Annotated in this window: 16 protein-coding genes; 9 read left to right on the top strand and 7 right to left on the bottom strand. The window is 70.8% G+C overall.

Annotated elements, in window-relative coordinates:
• The first annotated feature begins 2 nt into the window (after positions 1-2).
• Positions 3-806: a crotonase/enoyl-CoA hydratase family protein gene (locus AC3YO9_RS13210; RefSeq protein WP_489983498.1), complete on the top strand. Its 804-nt coding sequence runs from the start codon at positions 3-5 to the stop codon at positions 804-806.
• Here the strand turns inward: AC3YO9_RS13210 and AC3YO9_RS13205 are convergent.
• On the bottom strand, positions 803-1,879 hold the full coding sequence (locus AC3YO9_RS13205) for an LLM class F420-dependent oxidoreductase (protein ID WP_489983497.1): 1,077 nt from the start codon (positions 1,877-1,879) through the stop codon (positions 803-805). The two genes, AC3YO9_RS13210 and AC3YO9_RS13205, sit on opposite strands and share 4 nt — an antisense overlap.
• A 74-nt stretch (positions 1,880-1,953) precedes the next feature.
• On the opposite strand from AC3YO9_RS13205, the gene AC3YO9_RS13200 reads away from it, so the two are divergent.
• Genes AC3YO9_RS13200 through AC3YO9_RS13180 form a run of 5 tightly spaced genes read left to right on the top strand, consistent with a single transcriptional unit; the run spans position 1,954 to position 6,508 of the window.
• Positions 1,954-2,913, top strand: coding sequence for a Zn-ribbon domain-containing OB-fold protein (locus AC3YO9_RS13200; RefSeq protein ID WP_241249637.1), 960 nt, complete (start codon positions 1,954-1,956; stop codon positions 2,911-2,913).
• Positions 2,914-2,933: 20 nt separating this feature from the next.
• Entirely contained in the window at positions 2,934-3,995 is a 1,062-nt protein-coding gene (locus AC3YO9_RS13195) for a thiolase family protein (RefSeq protein ID WP_127781910.1), read from the top strand.
• The gene (locus AC3YO9_RS13190) at positions 3,992-5,179 is read left to right on the top strand and encodes a thiolase domain-containing protein (protein WP_127781909.1); all 1,188 of its coding nucleotides are present in this window, start codon (positions 3,992-3,994) and stop codon (positions 5,177-5,179) included. Before AC3YO9_RS13195 ends, AC3YO9_RS13190 begins: the two co-directional genes overlap by 4 nt.
• On the top strand, positions 5,176-6,045 hold the full coding sequence (locus AC3YO9_RS13185; RefSeq protein ID WP_127781908.1) for a TIGR03619 family F420-dependent LLM class oxidoreductase: 870 nt from the start codon (positions 5,176-5,178) through the stop codon (positions 6,043-6,045). Before AC3YO9_RS13190 ends, AC3YO9_RS13185 begins: the two co-directional genes overlap by 4 nt.
• Positions 6,046-6,049: 4 nt before the next feature.
• Positions 6,050-6,508 (top strand): nuclear transport factor 2 family protein, encoded by a 459-nt coding sequence (locus AC3YO9_RS13180; RefSeq protein WP_489983496.1) that lies wholly within the window; start codon positions 6,050-6,052, stop codon positions 6,506-6,508.
• Positions 6,509-6,550: 42 nt separating this feature from the next.
• On the opposite strand, the gene AC3YO9_RS13175 is transcribed toward AC3YO9_RS13180, so the two are convergent.
• The 4 genes from AC3YO9_RS13175 to AC3YO9_RS13160 all read right to left on the bottom strand — a co-directional run bounded on the left by AC3YO9_RS13175 (position 6,551) and on the right by AC3YO9_RS13160 (position 12,912).
• A complete protein-coding gene (locus AC3YO9_RS13175; protein ID WP_127781906.1) occupies positions 6,551-8,389 on the bottom strand; it encodes a putative bifunctional diguanylate cyclase/phosphodiesterase in 1,839 nt (612 codons plus the stop codon).
• A 19-nt stretch (positions 8,390-8,408) separates the two neighbouring features.
• The gene (locus AC3YO9_RS13170; RefSeq protein WP_489983495.1) at positions 8,409-10,580 is read right to left on the bottom strand and encodes an Rv1355c family protein; all 2,172 of its coding nucleotides are present in this window, start codon (positions 10,578-10,580) and stop codon (positions 8,409-8,411) included.
• The gene (locus AC3YO9_RS13165) at positions 10,577-11,332 is read right to left on the bottom strand and encodes a hypothetical protein (RefSeq protein WP_127781904.1); all 756 of its coding nucleotides are present in this window, start codon (positions 11,330-11,332) and stop codon (positions 10,577-10,579) included. Before AC3YO9_RS13165 ends, AC3YO9_RS13170 begins: the two co-directional genes overlap by 4 nt.
• Before the next feature lie 326 nt (positions 11,333-11,658).
• Positions 11,659-12,912: a cytochrome P450 gene (locus AC3YO9_RS13160; RefSeq protein ID WP_241249628.1), complete on the bottom strand. Its 1,254-nt coding sequence runs from the start codon at positions 12,910-12,912 to the stop codon at positions 11,659-11,661.
• 184 nt (positions 12,913-13,096) lie between these two features.
• Here AC3YO9_RS13160 and AC3YO9_RS13155 point away from each other — a divergent pair, with 184 nt between their 5' ends.
• On the top strand, positions 13,097-14,227 hold the full coding sequence (locus tag AC3YO9_RS13155) for a steroid 3-ketoacyl-CoA thiolase (protein WP_489983494.1): 1,131 nt from the start codon (positions 13,097-13,099) through the stop codon (positions 14,225-14,227).
• A gap of 5 nt (positions 14,228-14,232) precedes the next feature.
• Positions 14,233-14,712, top strand: a complete 480-nt coding sequence (locus tag AC3YO9_RS13150) for a nitroreductase family deazaflavin-dependent oxidoreductase (protein WP_489983493.1) — start codon at positions 14,233-14,235, stop codon at positions 14,710-14,712.
• A 9-nt stretch (positions 14,713-14,721) separates the two neighbouring features.
• On the opposite strand, the gene AC3YO9_RS13145 is transcribed toward AC3YO9_RS13150, so the two are convergent.
• Positions 14,722-15,633, bottom strand: a complete 912-nt coding sequence (locus tag AC3YO9_RS13145) for an SDR family oxidoreductase (RefSeq protein ID WP_489983492.1) — start codon at positions 15,631-15,633, stop codon at positions 14,722-14,724.
• Between the two features lie 85 nt (positions 15,634-15,718).
• Positions 15,719-16,306: a TetR/AcrR family transcriptional regulator gene (locus AC3YO9_RS13140; protein WP_164860550.1), complete on the bottom strand. Its 588-nt coding sequence runs from the start codon at positions 16,304-16,306 to the stop codon at positions 15,719-15,721.
• Between the two features lie 40 nt (positions 16,307-16,346).
• Here AC3YO9_RS13140 and AC3YO9_RS13135 point away from each other — a divergent pair, with 40 nt between their 5' ends.
• Positions 16,347-17,102 carry an SDR family NAD(P)-dependent oxidoreductase gene (locus AC3YO9_RS13135; RefSeq protein ID WP_489983491.1) on the top strand — a complete coding sequence of 252 codons (756 nt, stop codon included), beginning with the start codon at positions 16,347-16,349 and terminating at the stop codon, positions 17,100-17,102.
• Positions 17,103-17,248 lie beyond the last annotated feature (146 nt).

Below are 17,248 nucleotides of genomic sequence, written 5' to 3'. Positions count from 1 at the left end.
TCGTGACTTCGACCGAAGCGACCACCGCAGAGGCGCCGCACTGCCTCGTCGAGCTGCAGGGGTCCACCCTCGTCGTCACGATGAACCGGCCGCAGGCCAAGAACGCGCTGTCCGGCCCGATGATGCAGATCATGCGCGAGGCCTGGGACCGGGTGGACGAGGACCCCGCGATCCGCGCCTGCATCCTCACCGGGGCGGGCGGGGCGTTCTGCGCCGGCGCCGACCTCAAGGCCATGAGCAGCGCGCACCCCGGTGACAACGGCGGCGCGGACTTCTCGGTCATCGAGCCGCTGCTCAAGGGGCGCCGGCTCACCAAGCCGCTCATCGCCGCGGTGGAGGGGCCCGCCATCGCCGGCGGCACCGAGATCCTGCAGGCCACCGACATCCGCGTGGCCGGCGAGAGCGCGCGCTTCGGCGTCTCCGAGCCCCGCTGGGGCCTGTTCCCGCTGGGCGGCTCCGCGGTGCGCCTGCCCCGCCAGATCCCCTACACCGTCGCCGCCGACCTGCTGCTGACCGGACGCCACGTGCGTGCGCCCGAGGCCAAGGAGATCGGCCTGATCGGCCACGTCGTGCCGGACGGGCAGGCGCTGGCCAAGGCCCACGAGCTGGCCGACATGATCGCGGCCAACGGCCCGCTCGCCGTGCAGGCCATCCTGCGCACCATCCGGGAGACCGAGGGCCTGCACGAGAACGACGCCTTCAAGATCGACGCCAAGCTGGGCCTGTCGGTGTTCCAGAGCGAGGACGCCAAGGAAGGCCCCCGGGCGTTCACGGAGAAGCGCACGCCGCAGTTCAAGGGCCGCTAGGCCGGCGCCGGCCCGGGCCCCGCCTCGGCAGGGTCCGGGTTGACCAGCGTCTCGCCCAGCACCTGGATGCTGGCGGTGTCGCGGCAGCCGACCACCAGGCTGGTGACTCCCGCCTGCTCCCACTGCCACACCTGGGCGCGGACGTGCTCGGCGTCGCCGATGATCGCGGTCTCGGCCACCAGCTCGTCCGGAACCGCCGCCACCGCCTCCTCCTTGCGCCCGGAGAGGAACAGCCGGGTGACGTCGTCGACCACCTCCCCGTAGCCCATCCGACGGAACAGCTCGGCGTGGAAGTTCATCTCCGGCGCGCCCATGCCGCCCACGTACAGCGCCATCGTCGGTTTGAGGCGGGCGAGCTCGGCAGCGGCGTCGTCGGTCACCACCACGGTGCAGGTGGCCGCGATCTCGAAGTCCGCCCGGCTGCGTCGCGCGCCGGCCCGGGCGAAGCCCTCGTCCAGCCACTCGTCGTACATGCCCGCCAGCGACAGCGAGTAGAAGACGGCCAGCCACCCGTCGGCGATCTCCGCCGTCATCGCCACGTTGCGCGGCCCTTCGGCGCCCAGCCAGATGGGCAGGTCCGCGCGCAGCGGGTGGGTGATGGGCTTGAGCGACTTGCCCAGCCCCGTCGAGCCGGGCCCGCGGTAGGGCAGCGGGTAGTGCGGTGCGTCGTTGACCACGGGAGCCTGCCGCTGCAGCACCTGCCGCACGATGGACACGTACTCGCGGGTGCGCGCCAGCGGCTTGGCGAAGGGTTGGCCGTACCAGCCCTCCACCACCTGGGGGCCGGAGACGCCGAGGCCCAGGATGAAGCGCCCGCCGGTGAGGTGGTCCATGGTGAGGGCGTGCATCGCGCAGCCGGCGGGGCTGCGGGCGGACAGCTGCGCCACCGAGGTGCCCAGCCGCACCCGTGAGGTCTGCGAGCCCCACCAGGCGAGCGGGGTGAACGCGTCGGAGCCCCACGACTCGGCCGCGAACACCGAGGTGAAGCCGGCGTCCTCGGCCGCGAGCACCAGCTCGCCGGTGTTCTCCGGCGGCTGTGCGCCCCAGTACCCGAGCTGTAGTCCCAGCTGCATGTCCACACCCTCCGTCGCAGTTGCTGCATCGTAAGGTCTTGTGAAACAAAGTTGTAACGTGTTCTACTCCGGTTGTGGAGAACCTGAGCGCACCACTGGACATCGCGTTCGACTACACCCGATCCCTCGGCGCCACTCTCGGCCCGTTCATGACGGCGCTGCGGTCGCGCCACGTCATCGGGGTCCGCGGCTCGGACGGCACGGTGCACGTACCCCCCGTGGAGTACGACCCGATCACTGCCGCTGCGCTCACCGACTTCGTGGACGTGGCCGACACCGGCACGGTGCTGAGCTGGTCGTGGGCCCCGCAGCCGCTGGAGGGTCAGCCGCTGAGCACGCCCTTCGCCTGGGCGCTGGTGCAGCTGGACGGGGCGGACACCGCCCTGCTGCACGCCGTGGACGTGGGCGGCGACCCCGGGCGGGTGAGCACCGGCATGCGGGTGCGGGCCCGGTGGGCGGCCCAGCCGCTGGGGCGCATCCAGGACATCGTCTGCTTCGAGCCCGCAGGTGACGCCCCGGCAGCCGGCGCTCCCGCGGCGAGCGCGGACGGTGCGCAGGTCACCATGCTGACCACACCGTTCTCGCTCAGCCTCACCCACTCCGCCTCCCCGGAGGAGAGCGCCTACCTGCGTGGCCTGGCCGAGGGCAAGCTGCTCGGCCAGCGCTGCCCGGTCTGCGAGAAGGTCTACATCCCGCCCCGTGGCGCCTGCCCCACCGACGGCGTGCCCACCGAGGAGGAGGTGCAGCTGCCCGACACCGGGACGGTCACCACCTTCTGCATCGTGAACGTGCCGTTCGCCGGGCAGCGGATCAAGCCGCCCTACGTCGCCGCGTACGTCCTGCTCGACGGCGCCGACATCGCCTTCCTGCACCTCATCCTCGGCTGCGACGCCGAGGAGGTCCGGATGGGCATGCGGGTGCGAGCCGTGTGGAAGCCCGCCGAGGAGTGGGGCTACACGCTGGAGAACATCCGTCACTTCGAGCCGAGCGGCGAGCCCGACGCTGCGTACGAGACCTACTCCCACCACCTGTAGACCCGAGAGGAGGCCGACCAGTGGGAGACGTTGCCGTTGTCGGCTTTGCCCAGGCGCCGAACGTGCGCCGCACCCATGGCACCACCAATGGTGTCGAGATGTTGGTGCCCATCTTCCAAGAGCTCTACGCAGCCACCGGGCTGACCAACCGAGACATCAGCTTCTGGTGCTCGGGGTCGTCGGACTACCTGGCCGGCCGCGCCTTCTCGTTCATCTCCGCCATCGACGCGATCGGGGCCTTTCCGCCCATCACCGAGTCGCACGTGGAGATGGACGCCGCCTGGGCCTTGTACGAGGCCTGGGTGAAGATCAAGCTCGGCGAGGCCGACACCGCCCTGGTGTACGGCTTCGGCAAGTCCTCCGCGGGCGACCTGCGCCGGGTGCTGGCCATGCAGCTAGACCCGTACGTGGCCGCGCCGCTGTGGCCGGACTCCGTGGCGCTGGCCGGCCTGCAGGCCCGGCTGGGCATCGAGAGCGGTCGCTGGAGCGAGCGGGAGATGGCCGAGGTGGCCGCCCGCAGCCGCAGCGACGCGATGAACAACCCGCACGCGCAGCTGTCCGGCCACGTCGACGTGGACGAGCTGCTGGCGGCGCCCTACCTGGCTGACCCGCTGCGCATGCACGACTGCGCCCCGATCACCGACGGGGCCTCAGCCGTCATCCTGGCCTCGGCCGAGCGGGCCAGGGAGCTGTGCGAGAACCCGGCGTGGATCACCGGCATCGAGCACCGGGTGGACTCCCCGGCCATCGGCACCCGCGACCTGCTGGCGTCGGCCTCCACCACCGCCTCCGCCCGCGCTGCCGGCGGGGTGGACGGCGTCACCGCAGCTGAGCTGCACGCCCCGTTCAGCCACCAGCAGATCCTGCTGCGCGAGGCCATCGGCCTCAACGGCCAGACCACCGTCAACCCCTCCGGGGGGGTGCTGGCGGGCAACCCGATGTTCTCCGCCGGGCTCAGCCGCATCGGCGAGGCCGCGTCGCGGGTGATGCGCGGGCAGGACCAGAAGGTGCTCGGCCACGCCACCAGCGGGCCGCTGCTGCAACAGAACCTGATCTGCGTGATGGAGGGCCGGGACTCATGAGCAAGCAGCCAGCCGCCGTGCTCGGCGTCGGACAGACCAACCACACGGCCAAGCGCCTGGACGTGTCCATGGCCGGGCTGTGCCGCGAGGCCATCGACCGCGCGATGATCGACGCCGGCGTGGGTTGGGACGACATCGACGCCGTGGTCATCGGCAAGGCGCCCGACCTGTTCGAGGGCGTGATGATGCCCGAGCTGTACCTGGCTGACGCCCTGGGCGCGCGGGGCAAGCCGCTGCTGCGGGTGCACACCGCCGGCTCCGTCGGTGGCTCCACCGCCAACGTCGCGGCCAGCCTGGTGCAGGCCGGGCTGCACAAGCGGGTGCTGGCGGTGGCGTGGGAGAAGCAGTCGGAGTCCAACGCCATGTGGGCGCTGTCCATCGCCGTGCCCTTCTCCATGCCGGTCGGTGCGGGCGCGGGCGGGTACTTCGCCCCGCACGTCCGCTCCTACATCCGCCGCTCGGGCGCGCCGCTGCACATCGGCGCCATGGTGGCGGCCAAGGACCGGCGCAACGGCGCCACCAACCCCTACGCGCACCTGCACCAGCCCGACATCACGGTGGAGTCGGTGCAGGCGTCGAAGATGCTGTGGGACCCCATCCGCTACGACGAGACGTGCCCGTCCTCCGACGGTGCCTGCGCCATGGTGATCGGCGACGAGTCCGCGGCGGCGGCCACCGGCAAGCAGGTGGCCTGGATCCACGCCACGGCGATGCGCTCGGAGCCCACCACCTTCGCCGGTCGCGACCAGGTGAACCCGAAGGCCGGCCGGGACGCCGCAGCCGCGCTGTGGAAGCAGGCCGGCATCACCGACCCGCTGCGCGAGATCGACGCCGCGGAGATCTACGTGCCGTTCTCCTGGTTCGAGCCGATGTGGCTGGAGAACCTCGGGTTCGCCGAGGAGGGCGCGGGGTGGAAGCTCACCGAGGCCGGTGAGACTGAGCAGGACGGGCGCTTGCCGGTCAACGCCAGCGGTGGTGTGCTGTCGTCGAACCCGATCGGCGCCTCCGGCATGCTGCGGTTCGCCGAGGCGGCCCGTCAGGTGATGGGCACCGCCGACGATCACCAGGTGGACGGGGTGCGCACCGCGCTCGGTCACGCCTACGGTGGCGGCTCCCAGTTCTACGCCATGTGGGTGCTCGGGCAGGACAAGACTCCCGACGATCGAAAGCGAGCTGCACGGTGAAGTTCACCCTGGCCATTGCCATGAGTCCCCTCGACCAGCTTCCCGAGCTGGCCAGGACCGCGGAGGAGTGCGGGTTCACCTCCGTCTCCCTGCCCGACTCCCTCTTCTACGCGGAGAAGGTGGCGGCCAAGTACCCGTACACCCCCGACGGTGGCCGGATGTGGACCGAGGAGACACCCTGGGTCGACCCGTTCGTCGCCGCTGCCTCCATGGGTGCGGTCACCAGCACCCTCCGCTTCTACACCGCGGTGCTCAAGCTGGGCTCGCGCAACCCGCTGCTGCTGGCCCGCCAGATCGGCTCGGTCGCCAACATGACCGGGAACCGGTTCGGTCTCGGCGTCGGCCTGGGCTGGTCGCCGGAGGAGTTCGAGTGGTGCGGCGTCCCCTTCGAGCGCAAGGGCGCCCGGGCGAACGAGTCCATCGAGGTCATCAAGCTCGCCCTGGGCGGCGGCATGGTGGAGTACCACGGGGAGTTCTTCGACTTCGACCGGCTGCAGATCAGCCCCGCTCCCACCGAGCCGGTGCCCATCTACGTCGGCGGCCACGTCGACGCCGCGCTGCGCCGGGCTGCCCGGCTCAGTGACGGCTGGACCTCGGCGATGATGAAGATCGCCGAGCTGGAGCGGGTCATCGGCCGCCTCGGTGAGCTGCGCGCAGAGTACGACCGCGCCGACGAGCCCTTCGAGATCCAGGCGGTGTGCATCGACCGCTTCGGCCTGGAGGGCTACCAGGAGCAGGCGGCCATCGGTGTCACCGACGCCATCGTGGTGCCGTGGTCCTTCGACGGCATCCCCTTCGACGGCGAGCTCGAGGCCAAGAAGGACTCCATCCGCAAGTTCGCCGAGACCGTCATCGAGAAGGTGTGACGCCATGACCGCTCCGGACGCCGCTGCCTCCCACACCGTCGGGCACCAGCCCGAGGAGCATCCTGCGCGGGTGGCGTCCCGGCGGTCGATGGACGCCGTCGGGCGCCGCGCCAAGGACGAGTGGGTGGCCCTGTTCGCCGAGGACGCGGTGATCGAGGACCCCGTGGGGCCCTCGCACTTCTCCCCCGACGGCAGCGGCCAGCGGGGCAAGCAGGCCATCGCCGACTTCTGGGACGCCTCGGTGGGCACCGCGCAGAAGGTGGCCTTCACCATCGCCGACTCCTTCGCCTGCGGCGACGAGGTGGCCAACGTCGGCGTCATCACCACCACGGTGGACGAGAACGTGCAGGTCGACGCCGAGGGCGTGTTCATCTACCGGGTGAACGCCGAGGGCCTCATCGTCTCCCTGCGGGCGTTCTGGGAGACCGATCGGGCGATGGCCACGCTGCGCCGCCCGTCCTGACCGGCCCGGCCTCGTGCTCGACCTGGTACGCGTGTACGGGGTTCAGCGGTCGGCCGGGTAGTCGGCCACCTTGCCGCCGCGCTGCAGGATCTCCAGCACCTCCGCCGGCGGCACCGGCTTGCTGAACAGGTAGCCCTGGGCGTTGCCGCAGCCCAGCTCCAGCAGCATCTCGGCTGCCTGCACGGTCTCCACCCCCTCGGCCACCACGTCCAGGCCGAAGGAGTCGGCGAGGCTGATGATGGACTTGACGATGGCCAGGTCGTCGCTGCTGTTGCCGAGGTTGTGCACGAAGCCGCGGTCGATCTTGAGGGTGTCCACCGGCAGCTGCTTGAGCTGACCGAGCGAGCTGCGCCCCGTGCCGAAGTCGTCGATGGCCACGTGCACGCCCAGCTCGTTGAGTCCCCGCAACGTCACCAGCACGCGGTCGAGGTCGTGGATCACGGCGTGCTCGGTGATCTCCAGGCACAGGTCCACCCCGCTGAGCTCGTACTCCTCCAGCACCCGCGCCACGGTCTCCACGAAGTCGGTGGAGATGAGCTGGGCGGGCGAGATGTTCACCCGCAGCTTCAGCGACAGCTCGGGCAGGGACTCCTGCCAGTCGTGCATCTGCCGGCACGCCTCCCACAGCACCCAGCGGCCCAGCTCACCGGCGAGGTTGGTGGACTCGGCGATGCCGATGAAGGAGTCCGGCAGCAGCAGGCCCCGGATCGGGTGCTGCCAGCGCACCAGCGCCTCCACCCCGATGATCTGCCCCGACGCCAGGTCCACCTCAGGCTGGTAGTACAGCACCAGCTCGTCGCCGTGGATGGCCGAGCGCAGGTGCATCTCGATGTCGTTGCGCTCCTGGGCGCGGGTGCGCATCTCGTCGGTGAAGCCGACGACGGCGTTGCCGCCCTGCGCCTTGGCCGCCAGCGCCGACTGGTCGGCGAACCCGACCAGCTCCGCCACCGAGCTGCGCCCGGGCACCCCGAGGGCGATGCCGATGCTGACGCTGCGGCTGACCTCCTCGGTCTGCAGCTGGACGGGCTCCGCGGCCACCACCTGCGCCTGCTTGGCCAGCTGGTGCGCACCGTCCATCGTGGTCGGCGCCCGCACCACGATGATGAACTCGTCGCCGCCCATCCGGACCACCAGGTCAGCGGCGAACGCCGCCTCCAGCCGGCCACCGATCGCCCGCAGGTAGGCGTCGCCGGCGGCGTGGCCCAGCGCGTCGTTGACCACCTTGAGCCGGTCGACGTCCAGGAACAGCACGGCCACCGGGCCAGGTCGTCCCGGCTCCAGCCGGTGCTCCAGCTCGCTGAGCAGGCTGCGGCGGTTGGCCAGCCCGGTGAGGGCGTCGTGCTCGGCGAGGTAGCGCAACCGGTCCTCGGCGGCGATGCGCGCCTGCAGCTGGGCGAGAAAGGCGGCGATGGCCTTGAGCGCGTTGATCTCCGAGACCAGCCACTCACGGTCCCCGTGCTTGACGAAGCCGAGCACGCCGGTGGTGACCGATCCGGACAGCAGCGGCACGGCCGCCATGGACGTCTGGTCCACACCGGACCCGTCCTTGACGCGGCGCTGGTAGTCGTCGGCGTGCGGCCGCACGATCTTCACCTCGGTGGCGTGCTTGGCCGCGGCGAAGATGGGGTCGGCGTCGCGGAAGAACACCACGGCGAGCGGGTCCGGGGTGGGCACGTTGGTCCGTGGTGGCCACTCCGCGACGAGGACGGTGGCGTCCAGCTCCTCGTCGTTGCGGCGCAGGAAGCAGACGTCCACGTCGAGGTACTCGACCAGGTCGCGCAGCACGGCGGTACAGGCCTCGACGACGGTGCGGGAGTCCACTGCCATGAGGCGGGCGGCGACTCCCGTGACCAGCTCCTCCAAGGTCCGCCGCTGGTGCATCGGTCTCCGCTCCGTCGTGTCAGTCACCGGGGCTGCCCGGAGCCGCTGCACCGTCCTGGTGGCACAGCTGAGCCACCGACAGTCGTTGACTGCGAACAGTAACTGCAGCAGCACTGCTGAGTCGAAGGACGAGCGCGACACCGTGGTTGGGCGGCAGCTCCACCAGGCTGTGGAAGGCCTTCTGCAGCTGCGCCAGCTCGTCGAGGAACGGCTCGGAGAGCTCACGGAGCTCGGCACTGTCCACGGCGTACAGGAACACCGGTGAGGTCGGGTGCACCGCCAGCCCCAGCTCGTGGGCGCGCAGCCACACCGACTGCACGGCCTCCCCACCCCGCACGTAGCTCGCGGCGTCGGTGCCCGCCACGGTGACCACCGCCAGCGCCGAGCTGGACAGCACGCGGGCACGGGTGTCGCGGCCCAGCGGTCGGCCCGCGTTCCAGGCGGCGAGCTCGGCCATGACGTCGGCCCGCCGGACCACGTCCAGGGTGGCCAGGTCCGGCGCGGCGAGCCCCAGGGTGCGCACGTCCAGCCCGGACGCCACCGAGTCACGGCCGGGCCAGCGCAGCTCACCGACCATCTCCGCGTGCAGGCGCGGGGTGAGGTAGCGGATGCGGTCGGCCGCGGCGAGCAGCTCGGCCGCCTCCGCCAGGTCCGTCCGGTCGGTGACCAGGCGCAGCCGCCCGCCCTGGTCGGCGGCGGCCTGCGTGAGCAGCTCGGCCACGTCGGGCTCCAGCGGCGCGCCGTCCCCGGTGGCCCGGTTGGTCACCCGCTGCAGCACCAGCCCAGCGCGCCCGCGCAGCTGCTCGTCGGTTCCGGTGCCGAACGACAGCTCCGCCACCACGTCGCTGCTCGGCCCCTCGGGGAAGAGCTGCACGGGACCGAGCACACCGAGCGAGGCCGCCGCGACCCTGGCGTTGTACAGCGCAGCACCCAGCGCCACGTGCCCTGCCCGGTGCGCGACGTCCATGGCGGTGGTGCGCTCGCGCACCAGGTGCAGCCGGGCCCCCGTGGCGTCGGCGGAGACCGACCACGGCTGGATGTTGCCGCCCGACGGTGCCCAGCGCACCGCCTGCACCACCGCCAGCGCCGGGTCGGTGCCAAGCTCGGCAGGGTTCTCGGCGCCCGGGTCCTGGCCGTCGGCGGGCGCGGGATCCTGCCGGTCCGCCTCCAGCGGGTCGCTGAGGTGGGCGACCTGACCGTCGATGTCGATGCGCACCCGCCCGGACGGCATGGGCTCGCCCGTGCCGATCCGGCGCACCACGGCGGCCACGGTGGCCGCACCCAGCAGCACGTCCTCCCCCAGCTGCGGCCAGGTGGACAGGGTGCTGCCGGTCTCCACCAGGGAGGCGCCCATCTTCGCCGACACCTGGGTGGCGTCGACCACGCGGAGCACGTAGGGAATCTTCTCCTGCACGCTCAGTCCGGCCAGCTCCGCGGAGGTGAGCCCACCGAGCCGGCCGTGGAAGAGCGGGCGGGACGGGTCCACGTCGAAGCGCTCCACGTCCAGCAGGCCGCGGTCGCTGGTCTCCATCACCACCGGGACGCCACGCGCGCGGGCCAGCTCGCGCACCAGCACCTTCACGTCCAGGGAGTCGCACTCCTCCACCACCAGGTCGAGCCCGTCGAAGAACTCCTCGGCGTTGTCGGCGGTGAGCCCCTCGGTGCACACGGTGACCGGGAGGTAGGGGTCCAGCTCAGCGATGCGACGCGCGGCCAGCACCGCCTTGTTCAGGCCCAGGTCGAGCAGCGTGGCCGGGATGCGGTTGAGGTTGGACAGCGCGAGGGTGTCGAAGTCGGCCAGGCGCAGCTGCCCGCACAAGCCCTCCAGGGCGAGTGCGTGCGCCACCGCGTGCCCGACGCTGAGCCCCACCACGCCCACGGTGCGGCTGCGCAGCGCCAGCTGCTGCGACCGGGTGATCTTGTTGCGGTTGCGGTCCAGGCGCAGCAGGTCGAACGACCGGGGGCCGACCACCCCGACGAGGGTGTTGCGCCACGGGTAGTGCACCCAGCGGTCGGGCTCGGTCAGCGGCTCCGCACCGACCAGGCTCTGCACCCGGGCCAGGTCCGCGTGCTGCTCCGCGCGCAGGTCGAGCACCCGGGTGCCCGTCGAGCGCAGCCGCTCGAGGGTGGCTCCATCCTCGGCAGTCCGCTCGTCCAGAACCTGCGCACGCCACTCCTGGTCCTCGGTCACAGCTGGGTGGCTCCCCGCCCGTGCGCCGCGGCGTAGCGGCGGCCGACGCCCCCCTGCTCGGCCAGCGCGGCACTCTCCCGCAGGATGTGGACCACTTGGTCCTGCTTGGCCAGCTCGCCGTAGGTGAGACGGTCGAACCACATCAGCTTCGTCTCGTAGCGGTCGTCGGGGTAGGGCACCGCCGGCACGTCGTCGGCGATCACGCCCCCGCAGGTCGACCACCGGTCCAGCACGTAGCCGGCCGCGGTCGCGTGGGCGTGGCGCACGTCCAGCAAGCCCAGAGCGTGGATGACCGTGCGCGACAGCGCCGCGGTGAGGGCGCTGCGGGAGGCGACCCGATCGGACACCCAGGCGGTCTTCAGCTCGATCACCCCCTCCGGCAGTCGGCTGGCCACCATCTCGTGGATCTGCTGGTAGCCGGGCTGGCCGGCCCACTCGGTGAGGGCGTGGGACTGCGCGGGGCTGGTGTAGGGGCCCTGCACGCGCACGCCGCCGGCGAGCTCACCCGCCGGGGAGGTGATGGCGAAGAACATCGAGGTGCTCCGGCCGTCCCGGACGCTGTCCAGGTCGATGGCGCTCTGCACGCCGAACTTCCGGTAGTTGTCGACGGCCCCCGCCAGGTACTCCTGCCAGGTGTCCGGCGCCCCGTCCGGAGTGAGGGCGGTGAACCGGCAGCCCGTTGCCGCGTCCACATAGCTCTGCCCCCCGACGAGCGCCGGCTGCCGCTCGTGCCCGTTCATCAGCCGACCCATGTTTCCCCATCCCCGACCGTCTGCAGCTGACGCCGTGTGCGCCCACTGCTGAGAGGAACAAACTGCCTTCCCGTCTGCCATGCGAACGTCACCGCTGCGGGAGCACCACCAATCTCTCAATGGCTTGCCGGCTCAGTGAAACACAACTGGCACAAGAACACCGACGATTCCCCTGGCCAATTCTGCACCGCGCTCCGTTGTGGGCAATTCCCGTACGGCGGCGCTGCCGAGCGCTCCCGCAACGCCCGGAGGGCACCACGCTGTGACCAGCGCAGTGCCCTCGTGGAGCCCTAGGGCGGAACCGGTCGTCCCGGCTCGCCCGTCGATCAGGCGTACTTGACCTGAAGCTCCTTGATGCCGTTCAGCCAGCCCGAGCGCAGCCGGCGCGGCTCGGCCACCTTGGTGATGTTGGGCATGTGGTCGGCAATGGCGTTGAACATCAGGTTGACCTCGAGCCGCGCAAGGTTGGCGCCGAGGCAGTAGTGCGCACCGGTGCCGCCGAAAGCGAGGTGGGGGTTGTTCTCCCGGGTGATGTCGAACTTCATCGGGTCGTCGAAGACCGTCTCGTCGAAGTTGCCCGAGCTGTAGAACATCACCACTCGGTCGCCCTTCTTGATCTGCTGGCCGCCGAGGACGGTGTCCTCCAGCGCAGTGCGCTGGAAGTTGATGATCGGCGTGGCCCACCGGATGATCTCGTCGGCCGCAGTCTCCGGACGCTCCTTCTTGAACAGCTCCCACTGCTCGGGGTGCTCCATGAACGCGATCATCCCGTGGGTGATGGCGTTGCGAGTGGTCTCGTTGCCGGCCACCGCCAGCAGGATCACGAAGAAGCCGAACTCCTCGGAGGACAGCACCTCGCCGTCGATGTCCGCCTCGACGAGCTTGGTGACGATGTCGTCCATCGGACAACCCTTGCGCTGCTCAGCCAGCTCGTAGGCGTAGCCGAGCAGACCCATGGACGCCTGGATCTCGTCCGTCTCCATCTCCGGGTCGTCGTAAGCCGTCATCTGGTTGGACCAGTCGAAGACCTTCATGCGGTCCTCCTGCGGCACGCCCAGCATCTCCGCGATGGCCTGCAGCGGCAGCTCGCACGCCACCTGGGTGACGAAGTCGCCCTGGCCGGTGGCCGCGGCCTCCTCGACGATCCGCTTGGCCCGCGCGTTCAGGGCCTCCTGCAGGCTGTTGATGGCCCGGGGGGTGAAGCCACGGGAGACCAGGCGACGCAGCTTGGTGTGCTCCGGAGCGTCCTTGTTCAGCAGGATCACCCGCTGCAGCTCGATCTGCTCACGCTCGATGTCGTCGCGGAAGCGGGTGATGGCGGTGTTCTCCTCCGAGGAGAACACGTCGCTGCGGCGGGACACCTCCTTGATGTCGGCGTGGGTGGACACCACCCAGTAGCCACCGTCGTGGAACCCGCCACCGGTCCCCTCCTGCTGGTCCATCCAGAAGACTGGAGCGGTCTTGCGCGCCTCGGCGAACTTCTCCATCGGGATGCGGTCGAGGTACAAGTCCGGGTCAGTGAAGTCGAAACCCGGCGGGAAGCCGGGTCGTGTCCGAGTCTCGTCCTGGCTTGTGGTCACGCTGCACTCCTGACGTGGGGGGCTTGGCTCTCCGTTGCGCGGTATTACGGCCAGTGTGGCCCGTAACACGTTCTAGCCCATTCAAGCACGAGAAGCGCCGCCCGGCTAGGGGAGAGCGTGGCGCCTGTTGCCCGCCCGGTGAACCTGTTCTAGGTTGGCGGCAGGCCAGGAGAGGAGCCCCCCAGTGGGTAGTCCAGTCATCGTCGAGGCAGCGCGGACCCCGATCGGCAAGCGCGGAGGCTGGTTGTCCGGCCTGCACGCCGCGGAGCTGCTCGGCAAGGCGCAGCAGGCGGTCATCGACCGGTCCGGGATCAGCCCGGAGGTGGTGGAGCAGGTGATCGGCGGTTGCGTGACGCAGGCCGGCGAGCAGTCCAACAACGTCACTCGCACCGCCTGGCTCAACGCGGGCCTGCCCTGGCAGACCGGCACCACCACCGTCGACTGCCAGTGCGGCTCGGCCCAGCAGGCCACCCACCTCGTGGCGGGACTCATCGCCACCGGCGCCATCGACGTCGGCATCTCCTGCGGCATCGAGGCGATGAGCCGCGTGCCCCTGGGCTCGCACCTGAGCGTGGACGTCGGGACCCCGCGCCCGGACTCCTGGGACATCGACATGCCGGGGCAGTTCCTGGCCGCCGAGCGGATCGCCGAGCGTCGCGGCCTCACCCGGGACGACGTCGAGGCGCTCGGGGTGTCCTCGCAGCAGCGCGCCCGCCAGGCCTGGGACGAGGGCCGGTTCGACCGCGAGGTCGTGCCGGTGCAGACCGCGGACGGGTTGGTGAGCCGCGACCAGGGACTGCGGGAGACCACCAGGGAGGGCCTGGCCAAGCTCAACCCCGTGATGCCCGACGGCATCCACACCGCCGGCACCTCCTCGCAGATCTCCGACGGCGCCGCCGCCGTGCTGCTGATGGACTCCGACCGCGCCGAGGCGCTGGGCCTGCGGCCCCGTGCTCGCATCGTCACCCAGGCACTGGTGGGCGCCGAGCCGTTCTACCACCTGGACGGACCGGTGCAGGCCACCGAGCGGGTGCTCGAGCGCAGCGGCATGAAGATGGGCGACATCGACCTCTTCGAGGTGAACGAGGCCTTCGCGTCCGTCCTGCTGTCCTGGGCCCAGGTGCACAAGGCCGACATGGACAAGGTGAACGTCAACGGCGGCGCACTGGCCCTGGGTCACCCGGTGGGATCCACCGGCGCGCGGCTGATCACCACCGCGCTGCACGAGCTGGAGCGTCGGGACGCCTCCACCGCGCTGATCACCATGTGTGCCGGCGGAGCCCTGTCCACGGGCACCATCATCGAGCGGCTCTGAGCGAGATGAGCACTCCGACCAGGCCCCGCGGGCTGGACTCCCCGTGGACCGTCAAGGTCATCAAGGCGATGTCCGCGGTCAACGTCCGGCTCTACCAGCTGACCGGGGGCCGGGTGGGCAGCAAGTGGCGCGTGGGCAGCGCCTTCCCACGGGGCATCCCGGTCTGCCTGGTCACCACCACCGGCCGCAAGACCGGCCAGCCCCGCGTCTCCCCGCTGCTGTTCCTGCCCGACGGTGACCGCATCGTGCTGGTGGCCTCCCAGGGTGGCCTGCCCAAGAACCCGATGTGGTTCCTGAACATGCTGGCCACCCCGGAGGTCACCGTGCAGATCCGCTCGGACGTGCGCACGATGCGGGCGCGCGTCGCCGCTCCCGACGAGCGCGCCGAGCTGTGGCCCAAGCTGGTGGCGATGTACGCCGACTTCGACAGCTACCAGTCCTGGACCGAGCGCGAGATCCCGGTGGTGATCTGCGAGCCGGCCTGACGGCTCGGGCTAGCGGGCGCCGTAGACCGGCGACGGCTTCGGCGCCTCGCCGAGGATCTCCCGCACCACCGGGCCCAGCTCGGCCGGGTCCCAGCGCGCACCCTTGTCACGCTGCGCGCTGCGCTGCCAGCCGTCGGCGACCGCGACCATGCCGCCCTCGACCTCGAAGACCCGCCCGGTGACGTCGCTCGACTCCTCGGAGCCCAGCCAGACCACCAGCGGGGAGATGTTCGCCGGGTCCATCGCGTCGAAGGCGTCGCCCTCCGGCTTGGCCATGGTGTCGGCGAAGACCGCCTCGGTCATCCGGGTGCGGGCAGAGGGGGCGATGGCGTTGACGGTCACGCCGTACGAGGCCATCTCCGAGGCCGCCTGGATGGTCAGCAGGGCGATGCCGGCCTTGGCTGCGGCGTAGTTGCCCTGGCCGATCGAGCCCAGCAGGCCTGCGCCGGAGGAGGTGTTGATGACGCGGGCCTGGCGGGGACGCCCGGCCTTGGACTCCGCGCGCCAGTAGGCGGCCGCGTGACGCAGGGTGGCGAAGTGGCCCTTGAGGTGCACCCGGATCACCGAGTCCCAGTCCTGCTCGCTCATCCCCACGAGCATCTTGTCGCGGAGGAAGCCGGCGTTGTTCACCAGCACGTCCAGGCCACCGAAGGTGTCGATGGCGGTGCGCACGAGGTTCTCCGCGCCGGCCCAGTCGGCCACGTCGTCGCCGTTGACCACGGCTTCGCCACCGGCGGCCTTGATCTCGGCCACCACCTGCTCGGCGGGCGACTCACCGGTCGCCGAACCGTCCAGGCCGGCCCCGATGTCGTTGACGACAACCTTGGCACCCGCGGCGGCGAAAGCCAGCGCGTGCTCGCGACCGATGCCCCGGCCTGCTCCGGTGACGATGACGACGCGTCCGTCCAACAACGTGCTCACGTGTTCTCCTTCTCGATGTGTCCCGGAGTCAGCTCCCGGACAGTGAACCTAACAAGCACTCGCTTGGCTAGGGAGTCAGTACCGCTCAGGCCGGAGCCGAGATGCCGTGCAGGACGATCCCCAGGTACTCCTGAGCCACCACCTCGCTGCTCATCGCCAGGCCCGGCCGGTACCAGCGCACGGCTACCCACACCGTGTCGCGGATGAAGCGGTAGGCCACGTCGATGTCCAGGTCCGCCCGAAAGCTCCCGTCGGCGACGCCGCGCTGCAACACACCGATCCAGAGGTCCCGGAACTCGGTGTTGCGATCAGCGATGAAGCGAAACTGGGGAAGCGCCACCAGGTGCTTGGCCTCGTCCTGGTAGATCGCCACCGCGGAGTGCCTGCGGTCGATGGCGTCGAACGAGGTGGCCACCAGCGCCTCGAGCGTGTGGCGGGGATCGAGGCCCGCTGCCACGATGGAGCGGTAGCTGTCGAAGAGCTCGTCCAGGAACTCCCGGAGGATCTCCTCGACCATCGCCTCCTTGGAGCGGAAGTGGTGGTAGAGGCTGCCGGAGAGGATGCCTGCGCTGTCGGCGATGTCGCGCACAGTGGTCGCGCGCAGGCCCTGCTTGGCGAACAGCTCAGCCGCGAGCTGCAGCAGCTCGGCCCGCCGGCCAGAAGTCTCGGTCACCCCGGCAGCATACCAACCAAGCACTTGCTAGGGTGCCGCCATGGAGAACACGTGCGCGCTGGTCACCGGCGGTACCGGCGGCCTCGGCGCCGAGACGGCGCGTCGCCTGTCCGCCCAGGGGCACCCCGTCGCCCTGGCCTACCAGTCCAACCACACGGCGGCGGACGCCCTGGTCGCCGAGCTCACCGCCGGCGGCGGTCGTGCTCGGGCCTGGCCCCTCGACCTCACTGACGTCCAGGAGTGCGCCGCGCTCGCCCAGCAGGCGGAGGCGGACTTCGGTCCGGTGGCCGTCCTGGTGCACGCCGCGGGGCCGCACGTGCCGATGGTGCACCTGTCGCGCGTGGCACCGGAGACCTACGCGCAGCACCTGCGCGAGGAGGCGCTGGCCTTCTTCACCATCGTGAGCGCGTGCCTGGACCAGCTGCGTCGCACCCGCGGCTCGGTCGTGGCGGTGACCACCGCGGCCACCGCCCGCTACCCCGTCCGTGACGGGCTCTCCGCCGGCACCAAGGGAGCCGTGGAACAGCTGGTGCGCGGATATGCGGCCGAGGAGGGCCGGTTCGGGGTGCGCTTCAACGCCGTGGGTCCGGGAATGCTCACCGACGGCATGGCCGCCCGCCTCATCGGCACCGGCGAGCTGGACGAGCGAGCGCTGGAGGTCACCCGCGCGAACATTCCGCTCGGGCGGTTCGGATCAGCAGGCGACATCGCCGAGGCGGTGTGCTTCCTGGCCAGCGAGCGAGCCGGTTTCATCACCGGACAAAAGCTCGACGTGGACGGCGGTTACTCGGTCTGACCATTCATCCCGCAGCCGGGGAACGTATTGCTGAAATGGTCGTGAACGCACGAAAGAGGATCCCCGCAAGGGGATCCTCTTTCGTGGTGGTGCAAATGATGTTCGGCGGCGTCCTACTCTCCCACACCCTGTCGGGTGCAGTACCA

The organism is Rhodococcus sp. Z6_132, from assembly GCF_058133635.1.
The sequence above is the reverse complement of the archived record's forward strand: the minus strand, read 5'-3'. Positions and strand labels throughout refer to the sequence as shown.